Below are 14,815 nucleotides of genomic sequence, written 5' to 3'. Positions count from 1 at the left end.
ATTGCTCGACAAAAAGCCGTTTAGTGAGTTGTTCATGGGGACAAAAGATACTGGGTGCCAAATTGACACCCAGTTAAATCTTAATTTTTTTTAGTGGACACGTGTGGTTCGCGAACCGCCCTTACCAACGACGCAACATTCATATCTGTCGGTATGGTTAACACAGGCGTAGATTGCTGAGTTGTTTGAGACGACGCCTCAGAACATCACTTTACATATCAAAAATGTCTACAGTGAACAGGAATTGGAAATGGATTCAACTTGTAAGGATTTCTTACAAGTTCGTCAGGAAGGAAGTCGGACAGTAAAAAGAATGCAGATATTTTTCAATCTCGATGTTATTATTTCTGTTGGTTATCGTGTGAAATCAAAGTCTTCCCCCGACATGTCACATCGTTCTTTGACATGTTGGGGATTTTAGAAAAGGTACATTACAATATTTTGATTATCTCATTCAAAATATCTACATTTGCGAAAATGATGAATCTTATGAAAATATCGCTAATAAACAAACTATCAGCTTTTTTCTCCATGCATCCTGTTCAGAAAGCATGGGTATTCGGCTCGTATTCCAGAGGAGAAGAATCTCCGGGAAGCGATATTGATATTCTGGTGCAATTTCAACCGGGAGCAAACATCACACTTTTCAAATATGCAGGAATGGTAGAAGCACTACAAAAACTGCTAAAAAAGAAAGTGGACCTCGTAGAAGAAGGTCAGTTGAAAAATTTTGCGCAAGAGAGTGCCAACCATGATAAGCTATTGATCTATGAGAGAAAAGCCTAAAGATGGAAGTCGTTTGCTCCATATTATAGAAGCTATAGACAATATAGTGGAGTTTACGCAAAATGTGGATTTTGATTCTTATAAAGGAAACAAAATTCTTCGTTTTGCTGTAATCAAAAATCTGGAGATTATCGGTGAAGCAGCATACCTGTTAACAAAGGAATTCCGGTCTGCCCATCCTGAAATAGAATGGACAGTAATAATAGGAATGCGTCATGTTCTAGTACATGGTTACTACCAAATCAGAGATGAAATCGTATGGGCCACCATCAAGCAAGAACTTTTACCTTTAAAAGAACAGGTAGAAAATATATTGAAGGAGCTATAATTTACAAAAACATTTCCTTTCTAAACCCCCAACATGTCATATATCGTTCCGATCCCGTAAGGGATAGCGTTCTTTGACATGTTGGGGGAAAATAATCAGGACAAAAGATTTGTATATCCATTGAATTGAATACCTTTGCTTCCATAGTATGAACCAAAATTCATTAATTATGGAGAATAAGGATGAAATCATTGTTTATCAACCTCAATCCACACTACGGTTGGAGGTCAGAATACAGGATGAAACTGTATGGCTTACTCAGGCACAGATTGCTGAGTTGTTTGGAACACGTCGACAAGCAATAACTAAGCATCTACAAAACATATTTAAGTCTGGAGAATTGAACGAAAGTTTAGTTAGTTCCATTTTGGAACTAACTGCTTCTGATGGGAAAAATTATGTTACCAAAATTTATAATCTGGATGCTATTATTTCTGTCGGCTATAGAGTCAATTCTCGAAATGCGACTTTATTTCGTCAATGGGCAACCCAAGTACTGCGGAATTATTTATTGAAAGGCTATTCTATCAACCAGCGTATGGACCGCATGGAACATACCTTGATTGAACAGGGCCAGATGCTTGCCGAGCACGACAAAAAAATCGACTTTTTCATCAAAACCTCTTTGCCTCCGGTAGAAGGTGTTTTCTACGATGGTCAATTGTTCGATGCTTACAAGTTCGTAGCCGACCTGATCCGTACGGCTACAACGTCTCTTATCCTGATCGATAATTACATAGATGACACCGTGCTGACACTTTTCACCAAGCGTATTCCCGGAATAAAGGTCACGATTTATACCGCGCAGATATCCAAGCAACTTTCGTTGGATTTGCAGCGTCATAATTCGCAATACGAACCGATCGATATCCGCCAGTTTAATCAGTCGCATGACCGTTTCCTGATCATAGACGAAAAAGAACTGTACCATATCGGTGCCTCCTTAAAGGACTTAGGCAAAAAATGGTTCGCCTTCTCCAAAATACAACTGGATATACGGGAGTTGTTGAGTCATCTATAAAAAGAAGTGAGGCTCGAAGCTAGAAATAATTGAACTATTTAGCGACATTGTGGACCCGAAGGGTTCAGTTGTGAATAGCCCCCGGTGAAGCCGGGGGCTATTCACAGTTAGTCCTTTCAGGACAAGCAACGACACTTAACCAGTTCACATCTGACAATATTTGAACCTATTCCTGTTATCATTGGTATCTTACCCAATTGGCACATAATTATTTCCTCCCCCAACATGTCATGACATTTGATTAATAAACATTTTTAAAACATAACAGTATGTCAGACATTAAATTATACGCAGATCTTTATGACAATGCGTTAACCGAAAAAGAGGGTGATTGCGTAGCACGCCCGCGTATCAACGGAACATTGTATAACGCCGATATCGCGCGTCGTATCGTGGAGAAACGTACGGAATACCGTGCGGAGACAATCGAGAACATCCTGACAATGGCCGATGAAGAGAAGTCGCTTGCCATTGCCGGCGGTATGAGTGTGGTGGATGGGGTAGGGCAATACCTGCCGCAGATCAAAGGGGTATTTGCCAATTCGACTGACCCGTTCGACCCGGCGAAACATTCGCTTTTCGTGGCCTACACGACAGGGAAGACGCTGAGAAAACGTCTCCTGGAAACAGTAGTGGTGACGAACGGTGCAGCTGTCGTCGGTCCGGTGATCGGCGGAATCCTCGACTCGTCGACGGGCAAGGACGACGGTACGTTTACGCCGGGCATGCCGATCGTGGTCAGCGGAAACAATATCAAGATCGGTGGTACGAATGCCGCCAACGGCTTCTATTTTATCCCGGCCGCCGAAGGGAGCACGCCGGTGAAGGCGGCGGTTATCGTGCATAACAATCCTTCGCAGCTGACCGTCATGGTACCCGCTGACCTGGCTCAGGGTGATTACTACATCAGTATCACTACCCAGTATAGCCGTACAAAGAATGTAAAAGACCCGCGTACCTACAAGTATCCGATTATGCTGAGCACGGCGAATGCCGGTGGTGGCGGCGATCGTCCCGAGATTGAGTGATTTTATTGAAGGCATGTCAACCGTGTTGTTGACGGCGGCTCACTAACGTTATTGACACGGTTTCACTAACGTTATTGACGAGCCTGCACTAACGTTGTTGACAGCCTTTCAACAAACCTGTATTACAAGTAAACCATAAAAATATGAAACAGATACATTTAATATATTGGGTATCGATGTTCCTGGCTTTGTCCCTTTTCCTCTCTTGCAACGAGGAGGAGATCAGCCGGAAGACCGACCCGCTGCCGGACGGCGTGATGCGCCTCTCGGCAACGATCCGCAACGGGGTGAAGACCCGTGCATTGGGCGCTCCGCTGTCCGATGCCACAGATGACGAGAAGCGGGTGGACCGCCTTGCCTTCTTTGTCCATACCGAAGCCGAAGGCCTGCAAATCTATCCGCCTGCCCCGGTGGCTTCCGTCTACCCCACAGACCCCAACAAGGTACACCTGGTCGATAACAGAGACGGCACCTATACCGCGAATGTCGACCTGACCGCCGGCGGAGGTTACGAAGCCGACGTGGTTGCCGTAGCCAACCTGCCGGAAGATTACGACTACAGCCAGATCGTTACCTGGCAGGGCCTGCTCGACAGTGTGACGGTGGCAACCGCCACGATGCCGCTCTGCACAGGGGAATATGTCGCGGGCAAAAAGAATGCCTTTGTCATGTATGCTTCCGCTACCGTGGCCTTGCATAAGGAGAAGGAGGCGGAGATCAGTTTTGCAATGGAACGCCTGGTGGCGCGTATCGACATCACCAACAAGGCGTACGGCACAGGCCGGAACGCTTTCGTCCTGACCGGCGCCCGTATCTTGCAGGCAAAGCCCGCCAGCTACGTCACGCCGCACGACCTCTATGCCTCGCCCGAAGTGGTGACGGTAAGCGATTGGAGGCTCGACAATACATTGATCAAACTGTATAAGGGCGAAGTAACGACCGATAACGAGACGACCGCAGATGCTGCCGATGCCGTCTGCCAGGCGGCCTGGCATGCCCTCTACACCTACGAGAACGACGATGTCTCCCATGCCCCGACCTGCCTGGAAGTAACAGGCACGATGAACGGCGCTACCATCACCCGCAAGATCCCCTTCGAGGTAACGGATGCCGACGGCATCACAAAAAATCCCGTCCCCATCGTCCGCAACCACCGTTACCTGGTACAGATCAACCCGGCCCCCGGCCAGACGGACATCTCCTATAAACTGACGGTAGACGAGTGGAATGCGGTGGATACGGTGAATGTACAACCGAATCAGGATCAGGTACCGGTGATAAGCAACTACGCATGTGCTGCGGCAACAAATACATTCGGCACATTCGATGCCTCGACCGGCATGCCCGACACGATCGTTGTCCCGGCTACGGGAGGGGCGATCAGTTTCACAGCCTCCTGTCCGTTCGATACGCGGGTGACGGTGGATTATGCATCTGACGAAGACGCCACAGGTGGCTGGCTGGAAGTAACTTCCCGCTCGGAAGCAGATGTAGTTACGAAAGCAGGAAATACGCTGGAACGTGCATATGAAATAACAATCAAGGCCAATGCGGGCCTGGATGCGTCGCTGGTAAACCGTGGTTATCTCTATATCGCCAATGGCGGTAACGGGTCGAAGGTGGATACGGTGACGATTTACCAAGGGGAGAATATTGCTTATGGGGAGACAAGGTTTGCTGCTATCATTATGGGGCAGGTAAGCGGAAAAAATGTGGTTTGGGCTCCGGTGAATGTTGGTGCTACAGAGATTGCTACCCTGGTAAAAAAGGATGCCGATGCGACTACTGATGAAGATAAGGCAGCCAACGAAAGGCAATGCGGTTATTACTTCCAATGGGGAAGAAAGGAACCGTTCATGTATGGGGGTGAGTCGGATGATTTGGCTCCTTTGGGAGTGACACTGGCTACTTATGCGAATGCAACGAAGAGCGATTATGAATATGTCACTAAATTTATCATGAACAGTAATTCCTGGTTTAGTGATTATGCATCATTGAATAAGAACTGGCCGAAAGAAAACGACCCTTGTCCGAAAGGTTGGCGGGTCCCTGTTAAAGAGGAACTGCAAATCGTTTTTGATCAAACGCCCAAAGTTGAAGAAGCGACCGGTATATGGGTTTCTACAACGACCTCTGAATTTGTTTTGCCTGCAGCAGGGGATAGGAATTATAATACCGGAAAGTCGGAAGATCGTGGAAAGATTGTTTCGTATTGGTCTGCTACCTTCGATGCTGGAAAAGCTTATCGGCTGAATTTGACTCCCGTTTTAGAATCACGCGATATAGCTCCGGGTTATCCCGTCCGCTGTGTGAAAGAGTAGAAAATATTATTTATAAATTGATGAAACTTATGAAACACTATCTATACTTGCCGGTCTTTTTATTAGCCGGCTTCTTCCTCGGCAGCTGTGCCGAGGATGCGGTCAACGGAGGTGAACCGCCTGTCCCGACAGACGATGCGGCTCTGTTGAAAGTCTCTTTCCGTAACGGGACGACTACCCGTGCCCTGGGTGATCCCTTTGGTGCTACTGACGAAGAAAAGACAATCACCAAATTGTCATTCTATGTCTATCCGGAGAAAGAGGCGGATCGCGAAATGGTTCCTTTCCAGCGTTATGTGTTCGATATGACAACGTTGCCGCTTGAAAAAGACAGCGTGATGATCAGCGAAAACGCCAAAGGAAGTTACGACTGCTCCTTTATCCTGCGTGAGGGCGGCGGTTTTGAATGCCGCGTGGTTGCCTTTGCCAACCTGCCGGACGATTTCGATGAGACGAACAATCTGAATACCTACGAAAAGTTGCAGGAGGCGGTATTGCATGCAGCTGTCATGCCGGTAGTCCCTTCTGCTGATCCGAAAACGGATAACCGGTATGGCCTTGTGATGTATGCCGAAGAGACGAAGATGATCAAAAAATCGACGGAGACGGGGATGGCTTTTAACATGCAACGCCTGCCCGCCCGTATCGACATCACGAACCGGGCGTATGACAAGGACAATCAGGAAAACGGTTTTGTGCTGACCTCGGCACGTATCGTGAATGCCCGGCCGGGCAGCTATCTGATCCCGGCTGCTACTGTCGCTCCGCTGATGACACGCAGCCTGGCGGAAGTGAATGACCTTACGAAGATCGTGGTATACAGCCAGGATGGTAAAGACGGTACTACAGCCGCCGGAACAACGGACGTGAACGGCAATACGATTCAGACGGATGCCACGCTGGATGCCGGTGTGGTGGAGCAACGGCTCTGGCATGAACTTTATGTCTATGAGAATGATGATACGGATGCCGCCTCTGCCACTTCAGTCGAGATCAAAGGCAAGTTCCGCAATTCGCCGTTCAGCCGTGTGATTCCTTTTATCAATAAGGACAAACAGCCGGTCATCATCGAACGCAACCACCGCTACCTGATCCGTATCAACCCGGCTCCTGACCTGTCGGATATCTCCTTCAATATCCAGGTGACGGACTGGAATGCCGTCGACACGGTGAACGTGAAGCCGACGCAGAAGGTGGTGCCGGAACTGGGGAACTTCGCTACCGGCTTCGAACCGGATGCGGATAAAGGTATCGCAGTCGATCCGGCAGGCGCCACCTTCACCTTCGACGCGGTGAACCCGTTCGACACGGATTATGCCCTGGCTCCCGAACCGGATGATGCGGAAGATGCAGCAGCCGACGAACATTATCTGGATTGGCTGTCCGTCTCATCATCCGACCCTGTAGTAATCACAAAAGCCTCGACCGGCTACAAGCGCACCTACACAGTCACTGTCGGAGAACAGACCGTCGAAGGTACCCGCCGCGCCTTGCTCCTGATCCGCAACAAAGCGAACGTCACCGCCCGCGACACGTTGCATATCAGCCAGACGAAAGATGCGGCTCCGGCTCCGTAGTGGAAATGTAGAAAAAATTGAACTATCTACGGTGTCTTTTAACGAGGCAAGCCTCGTGCCGCAGGCTCTCATTTGCCGTCAGTTTCAACTGACGGTTTTAAATGCAGGAGGCAAAGCCTATTCCTCTGTGGGATTTATCCCCTTTTATAATATGATACTAGATAAAGGGGTTGAAACCCACAGAGGAATCCGGTAAAACCGGAATGTTTATCTATCCGTCAGTTGAAACTGACGGCAAATGAGAGCCTGCGGCATGGGGCAGAGCCCCATTAAAGAGGTACAAGTAGTTCAATTTTGATAATAACAGAAACAACATAATAATTATGAATAAAACAGACTTAATAAAAACAATGGCATCCCGGGCCGGGTGTACGGAGGTCGCTGCGCGGCAGATGGTGGAGATACTGATGGAGGTGATGGAGGAGGGGCTGAGTGACGGGAACGATATTGTCCTGCAAGGCTTCGGCACTTTCCGTCCCTGGAAACAGAGTTTTCGTGCGGGCCGTAATCCCCGTACCGGAGAGAGTTGTCCGATCGCTCCCCGTACAAGCGTCAAATTCAAAGCTGGCAAAAACCTGCTGAAGAGAATGAATAAGGATAAATAAACTATGAACAGGTTTTAGTAAATAGTTATAGCGGCGAATGTGTTTTTATTTTATGAAGAAAAAGATACATATCGTCGCTATGAATTCTTTTCATTATCTTTGGCAGCATACAAAAACAATATCATCATGAAAGAAACCAAACCATATGATCTTCCGAAAGAAGGACCGAAAAATAAAGTATCGGAACCAGATAGTAAAGAGTACATTCTGACTGGCTTAAAAGAGGCATTCCTGGAAATGAAAGAGGTAAAAGCCAGAAGAAGTCAATCAAGACCAGCCGAAGAACTATTGAAAGAACTTATGGAAGAAAGGGACGAAGAGAATCCCATCGAATAATTCTTATAAATGAAACAAAGCCCTGCGGAGTCCCCGTAGGGCTTTTTGTATACTTTTGGAGAGGATGATCATGGTGACGGCGATGATAATAAGCAGGATGCCGATAGCCAGATTGAATGTGAACGGTTCGCCGAAGACGAGTACACCAACGAAGACGGCGGTAACGGGCTCCATAGCTCCCAATACGGCAGTCAGCGTACCACCGATATTATGGACGGCCAGTACCAGGGTGATATTTGAAATGACTGTCGGGACAATAGCCAGAAGTATCAGGTTTACTAGCGACATCGTGTCGGGGATCGGCTGTATCCCTTCGTTGGTGCTTGCCTTAATGGAAAACAGGATGGTGCTGACAATGAATACATAGAATGTCAGTTTTCTGCCTGTCATCGTATGCACTCTCGATTTGTTGACGGTAGTAATATAAAGCGCATATCCGACAGCAGACAGGAGTACGATAAATACGCCCAGTACACTTAGCTTCATCTCTCCTTCATTGATCGACAGACGAGCAACCCCGCAGATTGCCAGCCCAATAGCCAACAATGTTACCCACGATGTTTTTTCGCGGAAGAACAATAACATGATAAGTGTAACGAATATCGGATAAGTGAAATGTAATGTCGTGGCTATCCCTGCCGACATGAAATTATATCCCCAGAAAAGAAACATAGCCGAAGCCGTGTAAAAGAACCCCAGCAGGACCAACACCGGTATATCTTTTTTGTCGATGCGCAGGGATTCCTTTTTACTAGCCATAATACCCACCAGTGCTATCGAGGCAAACAGAAAACGATAGAAAAGGATCGAATCAAACTGCATCCCCTTTGCCATCAGCGGCAGGGTGAATAACGGGATCAAACCGAAAGTCGCGGAAGTGGCAATGCCGTATACAAATCCTTTTATGTTACTGTTCATCTTTTTACCTTTTGCTAAAACGGCTGCAAACATACAAAAAAGCCGTGATATTATCAGGTTATATCACGGCTCTTAAATATTATTTCAGATGATTAAACAAGCAATCCAGCTGCCACTTCTTCTGCCACCGCTTCATTTTTGATGGCGGCTACCAGGGCAAGGCCGAAGTTTATGACCAGTCCCGGGCCTTTTCCGGTTATTACGTTGTCGGATACTTCTACTGCTTCGCCGGTAACGTTAGCACCGATCAGTTTCGGTTCGAAGCCGGGATAACAAGTAGCATTGCGGCCTTTCAGCAAGCCTAGTCCGCCTAAGACCATCGGAGCAGCACAGATAGCGGCAACGATTTTACTGTCGCGGTATTGTTGCAGCAAGGCTTCCTTTACCGCTTCTGAATCGTTTAGGTTGGCTGCACCGGGCATGCCTCCGGGGAGGACCAAAGCATCCGCATCTGCCAGGTTTACCTTCTCCAGAGTAGTATCGGCAGTAACCGGAACATTATGTGCTCCCGTTACGACAGGGTTGGCTGTGATGGAAACAGTTGTCACTTCAATACCTCCGCGGCGCAGGATATCGACTGTACCCAGGGCTTCCATTTCTTCGAAGCCGTTGGCTAAAAATACAATTGCTTTCTTCATATTACTTCCTTTATTTTAGTTTATACACATAGGTGATCGTACCACTCTGGTTGTTCGCACCGCTGATGCTGTTGAACTTCGCACGTTTGGCTGCATCCAGTGCGCTTTTACGCATGGAGGCGTTGTCGATGTTGGTACCTCTTCCTATTTCTGCAAATATCACATTTCCTTTCGGGTCTACCGTGATGTTGATCACGATCTTGCCTTCTTCCTGGATGGTGTAAGCAGGACGAGGCAGGCCTCCGGCTCCGATGGAACGGCCGTTCAGGTTGAACGAACCGTAACCGCCTACGCCTTCGTTGGCTCCGTGGTCGGAGTTACCGAACGGACTTCCCTGGTTACCTGTTCCGGTTTCTGCATCGCCCTGGCTGTTGCCTTCTGCACCACCGATACCGAATGCTCCGGCAACGCGGTTGCTGATGGCCTGTTCCTTCTTGCGACGTTCTTCTTCCAGACGTTTCTTTTCAGCCTCTTCGCGTTTGCGACGGTCCTCTTCCTCTTTCCGTTTACGCTCTTCTTCTTTCTTTTTTTGCTCTTCCTTCTTTTTGGCATCAGCCATGGCAACACTTTCTTCGATGTCCTGCGTAATGACTTCCTCCTTCGGTGTCTCTACCGGCGGAGTAGGTGGAGGGGGAGGCGTGGTCGTTTCCTGTGGCAGTTCCTGTCCCGTATATTTGGGTTCGAAGGTACCGGCTGCGGAATTGACGTTTCCGAAATTGACAAGGACACCCCCGTCTTCTTCCGGAATCTCCGTCCGTAGTACCGTGAACAACAGGATCAGAAAGATCGCCAGGTGGAAAGCGACTGAACCGGCTATACTGTATATGTCATCTTTGTTGAATTTCATATCTGTTATTTCTGCGCACGGGTGGCAAGCACCATCTTGAATTTGTTTTCGTTCGCTATGTTCAGGATCTTTACGATTTCTTTATAAGGAACTGTTTCGTCAGCATAAAGGGCGACGAACATTTCGGGCTCTTTTGCATAACTGTCTTGCAGGAACGGGGTGATCTCGTCGAACGTGACCTGCGTTTCCCGCTGGTTACCGAAGGCTACGTAGTAGTTCAGGTTGGCATCGATGGTAACCCGCGTAAGCGGTTTGGCTGCCGTCTGCTTCTTGGCTTGCGGCAATGTTACCTTGATGGCATTCGGAATGACTACCGTAGAGGTGACCATAAAGAAGATCAACAGCAGGAATATGACGTCGGTCATAGAGGCCATGCTGAAGGCTTCGTTTACTTTTGTTCTTCGTTTTAGTGCCATTCGCTTTGTTAATTAGCCGGTTCGTTCAATAAGTCCATAAATTCCATGGTGCGGGCTTCCATTTTGTTCACCACGTTATCCACCTGCGATACGAGGTAGTTGTAGGCAAACAAAGTGATGATACCGACAACCAGACCGCCTACGGTTGTTACAAGAGCTTCGTAGATACCGCCTGAAAGCAGGGATACGTCTACGTTTGTTCCGGCATTAGCCATGTCGAAGAAGGCACGTACCATACCGGTTACTGTTCCGAGGAAACCGAGCATCGGGGCTCCGGCGGCTGTCGTAGCGATCAGCGGGAATCCTTTTTCAAGTTTTGCAATTTCCAGATTACCTACGTTCTCGATAGCCACAAGCACGTCGTTCATCGGACGGCCCAGACGGGTGATACCCTTTTCGATCATACGGGCGGAAGGAGTGTTGGTGCTGCGGCACAGGTTGAGGGCCGAGTCTACTTTTCCTTCGTGGATATAGTCTTTGATACGGTTCATGAAATTCTGGTCTTCTTTACCAGCGCGACGGATGACCAGTAAACGCTGGATAAAGATATAACCTGCCATTAGTGATAACAGCAATAGTACAACCATGATCCACCCTCCTTTGAATGCAAGGTCTATCACATTGATCTCTGCTTCAGTGGGGACTGTTACTGCCGTCAGATCCGGCATCTGCTCTGCTGTCTGTGCCCCTACTGCCTGTAGGGAAAGTAAAATACTCATAGGTTTGTATACTTATTCGTTAATATTAATTCGTTATTTCTGTTGTAAACACGCTTTGTATAGGGAGATTGTTTCCTGTAATCCGTGATATAAAGCATCGCAGATCAGGGCATGGCCGATGGATACTTCTTCCAGCCAGGGGATATTCTGACTGAACCAGGCCAGGTTTTCCAGACTCAGGTCGTGACCCGCATTGACACCCATGCCCAGATTCTTAGCCAGTTGGGCGGCGGCAACGAACGGTGCGACAGCCTCTTCCTTGTTAACCGGATAATTGGTTGCATAGGGTTCTGTGTAAAGTTCGATACGGTCTGTTCCTGTTTTTGCAGCCAGTTCGATATTGGCAAGGTCTGTTCCTACAAAAATAGAGGTACGGATCCCCTGTGCAGTGAAAGTATCCACCAATTCACTCAACTGGTCGAAATGTGTTTTCACATCCCATCCGGCATTCGAAGTGATGGCATCGGGAGCATCCGGCACGAGTGTAACCTGTGTCGGCTTAACCTTCAGAACCAGGTCTATAAAATTGTTACAGGGATATCCTTCAATGTTAAATTCTGTCCTGATCAAAGGTTTCAATCCATACACATCACTGTATTTGATATGTCTTTCATCCGGACGGGGATGAACTGTAATTCCTTGTGCGCCGAAATTTTCGCAATCCTGGGCGACTTTTAAAATGTCAGGCATATTACCACCGCGTGCGTTACGAATGGTTGCTACCTTGTTAATGTTTACACTTAAATTTGTCATCGTATATCGTTATATCTTTTTTCTTTCATTACATTTGCACAAAAGTATCGGCAAATTTAGCAGAATTAAGGGAATTAACAGAATAATGTTGGTGAAAGATTTCATAACGAAGGAACTTCCCGTGTTAAAAAGTTTTGACACAGGGGAATATGCTTTAGCGCTAATGGATGATTTTAAGTTAAAACATCTACCGTTATTGAGCGAAGGGATATATCGTTGCCTGATCTCGGAAAAGGATCTTCTGGCTATGCCTGATCCTGCGGCAACGATTGGCGAACCGGTTCTGTTTGCTCCCAGTGTAATGGAAAATACACATATTCACGAGGCGCTGGCATTGATAGCCCGCTATCAGTTGAGCCTGCTTCCGGTTGTTACTCCGGAAGGGGAATACCAGGGGGCGATCACGCGGGATAAGCTGATCGATATCCTTTCGGAATTGTGTAATGCCGAGACTTCGGGCAGCGTGTTCGTCCTGGAGGTGATGCCGCAGGATTATTCGCTGACGGATATAGCCCGGTTGGTCGAGTCGAACAATGCGCATGTCCTGAACCTGCTTTCATACACGGATAAGGATACCGGGCGTTTACATCTTATTATAAAGATAGACCTGGAGGATGCCTCACCGGTGATCCGTAGTTTCGAGCGCTTTAACTATACTGTCCTTTATTATTTCATGGAAAAAGGAATGGTGGACGATCTGTTGCAGCAGCGGATGAGTGAATTGTTGCATTATATGAATATCTAATTGATTGAAAGTTATGAGAGTTGGCATATTTGGTAGTAAATATCAGGTAGAAAAACAGAGCCAGATAAAACGTTTGTTTGAAAAACTGATATCCCAGGAAGCGGAGATCTACGTAGATGTACGTTTCTATAATTTTCTTACTGATATACTCAATTATGAACCTCCGGTGGCAGGACTGCTGACCGATGATAATTTTGATCTCGATGTCGCCCTGAGTGTGGGTGGAGACGGAACGTTCCTGCGTACGGCTGCCCGTGTGAACCGGCAGGATATTCCTATTCTCGGAATTAATACCGGGCGTCTTGGCTTTCTGGCCGATGTCGGAGGAAATGATATAGAAGACACGTTGGAGGAGCTGTTCAAGAACTATTATAAGATAGAAGAGCGTACCCTGTTGCGGCTTCATACGGAAGAACGGGCCTTTCATGGGTATAACTATGCCTTGAATGAGATCGCTATCCTGAAACGCGATACTTCTTCCATGATCACGATTCACACTTCTTTGAATGATGAATACCTGGCCTCTTATCAGGCAGACGGTTTGCTGATCGCAACACCGACAGGTTCTACCGCTTATTCCATGAGCGTAAACGGACCGATCATCATCCCGCAAAGTAAGAATATCGTATTAAGTCCGGTTGCACCTCATTCCCTGAATGTACGTCCGCTGATCATACCGGACACCTATACGATCACGTTGGGAGTGGAAAGCCGGAATAAATCCTTTCTGATCTCTCTCGACGGCCGTTCGGAAGTCTTTCCGGCGGGTATCCAGCTGACAGTGACGAAAGCAGACTATACGACGAAAGTAATAAAAAGATATAATCATACCTTTTATCAGACTCTCCGTGAGAAGCTGATGTGGGGAGCCGATGCAAGAATGAAATAGGGATAGGGTGTGTAAAACTGCTCTAAAAAGATGTTTTACAGCATGTATTTGTTAAATCATATTAAACAAATGAGATTTCCAAACGAAATATTATGCTACATAACATAAAGTCTCTATATTTGCACTGTGTTTTTCATGGTATTAGATTTAAGGTTAACAATGAAGATTGGCTGTTCGTGAGAATGGCCTTTTTTGCGTTTATGTACATAGAAGAGTGTATGTAAATGATTGAACTATAATCAATTGAGTGTGTGGGTGATGCTATTAGTATAGCTTGGTCTAAATTCATATTCTTCGGTTTATAAGTTATATTGCAAAGATAACGCTTTTCTTACCAATATGGATCATCTGACGTATGATTTTTATGGTAAGAATGTCACCAGCTATTTTTTATCCCAGTTTTTAGGCTTCATTAAGGCCACATGTCTTTTTTAATACTGAATTTTTCATTTGCATGCCAGTTTGTGTCATTCACTAAGCTAAACATGCAATCTAAAAAATATATTTCCTTATATCTATTTCCTTTTTTATCTTTACCAGCAGAGATAGTTATTTATAGGCGGATTTCGAAAAGCCTTTGAGAGAGTAGAAAGTACAAATATTATTTGCTATGGGAGAATATGATAAAAAACAAAGGAATCAGTTGAGTCGAGTTATTTCCAATAGTGAAACAGGGCACAAGCAGCAGAAAGGATTTGTGGATAATAGGATTAATTCGACTTCTTTAGCCATCGTTCAAAGAGTGATAATAACAGGCCCCTTAGCGTAGGGTGTTCAGTAAAGTGTTCTCAAAAACGCATTTTAGCATGGCAAAGTATAGACTTCCTCTAACGGAAAATAGGGCAAGTATTGTCTAATATGTTCACCGTAAGACTTGTTTTATTGGTT

The 14,815-nt window shown here is 46.6% G+C and carries 17 protein-coding genes; 11 read left to right on the top strand and 6 right to left on the bottom strand.

The features are described from left to right. The first annotated feature begins 250 nt into the window (after positions 1-250). The 9 genes from rhuM (at position 251) to NBH14_RS27860 (ending at position 8,002) form a co-directional block, all read left to right on the top strand. Positions 251-421 carry a RhuM family protein gene (rhuM, locus tag NBH14_RS28725; RefSeq protein ID WP_255502394.1) on the top strand — a complete coding sequence of 57 codons (171 nt, stop codon included), beginning with the start codon at positions 251-253 and terminating at the stop codon, positions 419-421. A 68-nt stretch (positions 422-489) separates the two neighbouring features. Next, a complete protein-coding gene (locus NBH14_RS27895) occupies positions 490-786 on the top strand; it encodes a nucleotidyltransferase family protein (RefSeq protein ID WP_186962025.1) in 297 nt (98 codons plus the stop codon). Further along, positions 770-1,114 (top strand): HepT-like ribonuclease domain-containing protein, encoded by a 345-nt coding sequence (locus NBH14_RS27890; RefSeq protein ID WP_186962024.1) that lies wholly within the window; start codon positions 770-772, stop codon positions 1,112-1,114. Before NBH14_RS27895 ends, NBH14_RS27890 begins: the two co-directional genes overlap by 17 nt. A gap of 169 nt (positions 1,115-1,283) precedes the next feature. Next, positions 1,284-2,135: a virulence RhuM family protein gene (locus NBH14_RS27885; RefSeq protein WP_186962023.1), complete on the top strand. Its 852-nt coding sequence runs from the start codon at positions 1,284-1,286 to the stop codon at positions 2,133-2,135. Positions 2,136-2,404: 269 nt separating this feature from the next. Next, positions 2,405-3,163: a DUF4469 domain-containing protein gene (locus NBH14_RS27880; protein WP_186962022.1), complete on the top strand. Its 759-nt coding sequence runs from the start codon at positions 2,405-2,407 to the stop codon at positions 3,161-3,163. Between the two features lie 143 nt (positions 3,164-3,306). Beyond that, positions 3,307-5,484, top strand: coding sequence for a fibrobacter succinogenes major paralogous domain-containing protein (locus NBH14_RS27875; protein WP_250817969.1), 2,178 nt, complete (start codon positions 3,307-3,309; stop codon positions 5,482-5,484). A 29-nt stretch (positions 5,485-5,513) separates the two neighbouring features. Further along, positions 5,514-7,061: a hypothetical protein gene (locus NBH14_RS27870; protein ID WP_186962020.1), complete on the top strand. Its 1,548-nt coding sequence runs from the start codon at positions 5,514-5,516 to the stop codon at positions 7,059-7,061. Positions 7,062-7,384: 323 nt separating this feature from the next. After that, positions 7,385-7,666 carry an HU family DNA-binding protein gene (locus NBH14_RS27865; RefSeq protein WP_186962019.1) on the top strand — a complete coding sequence of 94 codons (282 nt, stop codon included), beginning with the start codon at positions 7,385-7,387 and terminating at the stop codon, positions 7,664-7,666. A gap of 126 nt (positions 7,667-7,792) precedes the next feature. Then, positions 7,793-8,002 (top strand): hypothetical protein, encoded by a 210-nt coding sequence (locus NBH14_RS27860; protein WP_186962018.1) that lies wholly within the window; start codon positions 7,793-7,795, stop codon positions 8,000-8,002. A 3-nt stretch (positions 8,003-8,005) separates the two neighbouring features. On the opposite strand, the gene NBH14_RS27855 is transcribed toward NBH14_RS27860, so the two are convergent. From NBH14_RS27855 to NBH14_RS27830, 6 genes are all read right to left on the bottom strand, one after another. Further along, positions 8,006-8,920 carry a DMT family transporter gene (locus NBH14_RS27855; protein ID WP_046146338.1) on the bottom strand — a complete coding sequence of 305 codons (915 nt, stop codon included), beginning with the start codon at positions 8,918-8,920 and terminating at the stop codon, positions 8,006-8,008. Between the two features lie 92 nt (positions 8,921-9,012). Beyond that, a complete protein-coding gene (locus NBH14_RS27850; protein ID WP_007658776.1) occupies positions 9,013-9,558 on the bottom strand; it encodes a DJ-1 family glyoxalase III in 546 nt (181 codons plus the stop codon). A 10-nt stretch (positions 9,559-9,568) separates the two neighbouring features. After that, the gene (locus NBH14_RS27845; protein ID WP_007658775.1) at positions 9,569-10,405 is read right to left on the bottom strand and encodes an energy transducer TonB family protein; all 837 of its coding nucleotides are present in this window, start codon (positions 10,403-10,405) and stop codon (positions 9,569-9,571) included. A 5-nt stretch (positions 10,406-10,410) separates the two neighbouring features. Next, positions 10,411-10,821 (bottom strand): ExbD/TolR family protein, encoded by a 411-nt coding sequence (locus tag NBH14_RS27840; protein ID WP_007658774.1) that lies wholly within the window; start codon positions 10,819-10,821, stop codon positions 10,411-10,413. Positions 10,822-10,829: 8 nt separating this feature from the next. After that, positions 10,830-11,540, bottom strand: coding sequence for a MotA/TolQ/ExbB proton channel family protein (locus tag NBH14_RS27835; protein WP_007658773.1), 711 nt, complete (start codon positions 11,538-11,540; stop codon positions 10,830-10,832). Between the two features lie 33 nt (positions 11,541-11,573). Then, positions 11,574-12,293 carry a pyridoxine 5'-phosphate synthase gene (locus NBH14_RS27830; RefSeq protein ID WP_186962017.1) on the bottom strand — a complete coding sequence of 240 codons (720 nt, stop codon included), beginning with the start codon at positions 12,291-12,293 and terminating at the stop codon, positions 11,574-11,576. An 85-nt stretch (positions 12,294-12,378) separates the two neighbouring features. Between NBH14_RS27830 and NBH14_RS27825 the strand changes: the two genes are divergently transcribed. Together NBH14_RS27825 and NBH14_RS27820 are read left to right on the top strand one after the other, a co-directional pair. Further along, the gene (locus NBH14_RS27825; RefSeq protein ID WP_186962016.1) at positions 12,379-13,038 is read left to right on the top strand and encodes a CBS domain-containing protein; all 660 of its coding nucleotides are present in this window, start codon (positions 12,379-12,381) and stop codon (positions 13,036-13,038) included. 13 nt (positions 13,039-13,051) lie between these two features. Beyond that, a complete protein-coding gene (locus NBH14_RS27820) occupies positions 13,052-13,927 on the top strand; it encodes an NAD kinase (RefSeq protein ID WP_046144968.1) in 876 nt (291 codons plus the stop codon). Positions 13,928-14,815 lie beyond the last annotated feature (888 nt).

The organism is Parabacteroides caecihominis (genome assembly GCF_023656785.1).
In the GTDB taxonomy this organism is placed as follows: domain Bacteria; phylum Bacteroidota; class Bacteroidia; order Bacteroidales; family Tannerellaceae; genus Parabacteroides; species Parabacteroides segnis.
The sequence above is the reverse complement of the archived record's forward strand: the minus strand, read 5'-3'. Positions and strand labels throughout refer to the sequence as shown.

Coding starts and splice junctions, on each gene's coding strand:
- rhuM (WP_255502394.1), top strand. CDS start 251: ATGGATTCAACTTGTAAGGATTTCTTACAAGTTCGTCAGGAAGGAAGT.
- NBH14_RS27895 (WP_186962025.1), top strand. CDS start 490: ATGAAAATATCGCTAATAAACAAACTATCAGCTTTTTTCTCCATGCAT.
- NBH14_RS27890 (WP_186962024.1), top strand. CDS start 770: ATGAGAGAAAAGCCTAAAGATGGAAGTCGTTTGCTCCATATTATAGAA.
- NBH14_RS27885 (WP_186962023.1), top strand. CDS start 1,284: ATGGAGAATAAGGATGAAATCATTGTTTATCAACCTCAATCCACACTA.
- NBH14_RS27880 (WP_186962022.1), top strand. CDS start 2,405: ATGTCAGACATTAAATTATACGCAGATCTTTATGACAATGCGTTAACC.
- NBH14_RS27875 (WP_250817969.1), top strand. CDS start 3,307: ATGAAACAGATACATTTAATATATTGGGTATCGATGTTCCTGGCTTTG.
- NBH14_RS27870 (WP_186962020.1), top strand. CDS start 5,514: ATGAAACACTATCTATACTTGCCGGTCTTTTTATTAGCCGGCTTCTTC.
- NBH14_RS27865 (WP_186962019.1), top strand. CDS start 7,385: ATGAATAAAACAGACTTAATAAAAACAATGGCATCCCGGGCCGGGTGT.
- NBH14_RS27860 (WP_186962018.1), top strand. CDS start 7,793: ATGAAAGAAACCAAACCATATGATCTTCCGAAAGAAGGACCGAAAAAT.
- NBH14_RS27855 (WP_046146338.1), bottom strand. CDS start 8,920: ATGAACAGTAACATAAAAGGATTTGTATACGGCATTGCCACTTCCGCG.
- NBH14_RS27850 (WP_007658776.1), bottom strand. CDS start 9,558: ATGAAGAAAGCAATTGTATTTTTAGCCAACGGCTTCGAAGAAATGGAA.
- NBH14_RS27845 (WP_007658775.1), bottom strand. CDS start 10,405: ATGAAATTCAACAAAGATGACATATACAGTATAGCCGGTTCAGTCGCT.
- NBH14_RS27840 (WP_007658774.1), bottom strand. CDS start 10,821: ATGGCACTAAAACGAAGAACAAAAGTAAACGAAGCCTTCAGCATGGCC.
- NBH14_RS27835 (WP_007658773.1), bottom strand. CDS start 11,540: ATGAGTATTTTACTTTCCCTACAGGCAGTAGGGGCACAGACAGCAGAG.
- NBH14_RS27830 (WP_186962017.1), bottom strand. CDS start 12,293: ATGACAAATTTAAGTGTAAACATTAACAAGGTAGCAACCATTCGTAAC.
- NBH14_RS27825 (WP_186962016.1), top strand. CDS start 12,379: ATGTTGGTGAAAGATTTCATAACGAAGGAACTTCCCGTGTTAAAAAGT.
- NBH14_RS27820 (WP_046144968.1), top strand. CDS start 13,052: ATGAGAGTTGGCATATTTGGTAGTAAATATCAGGTAGAAAAACAGAGC.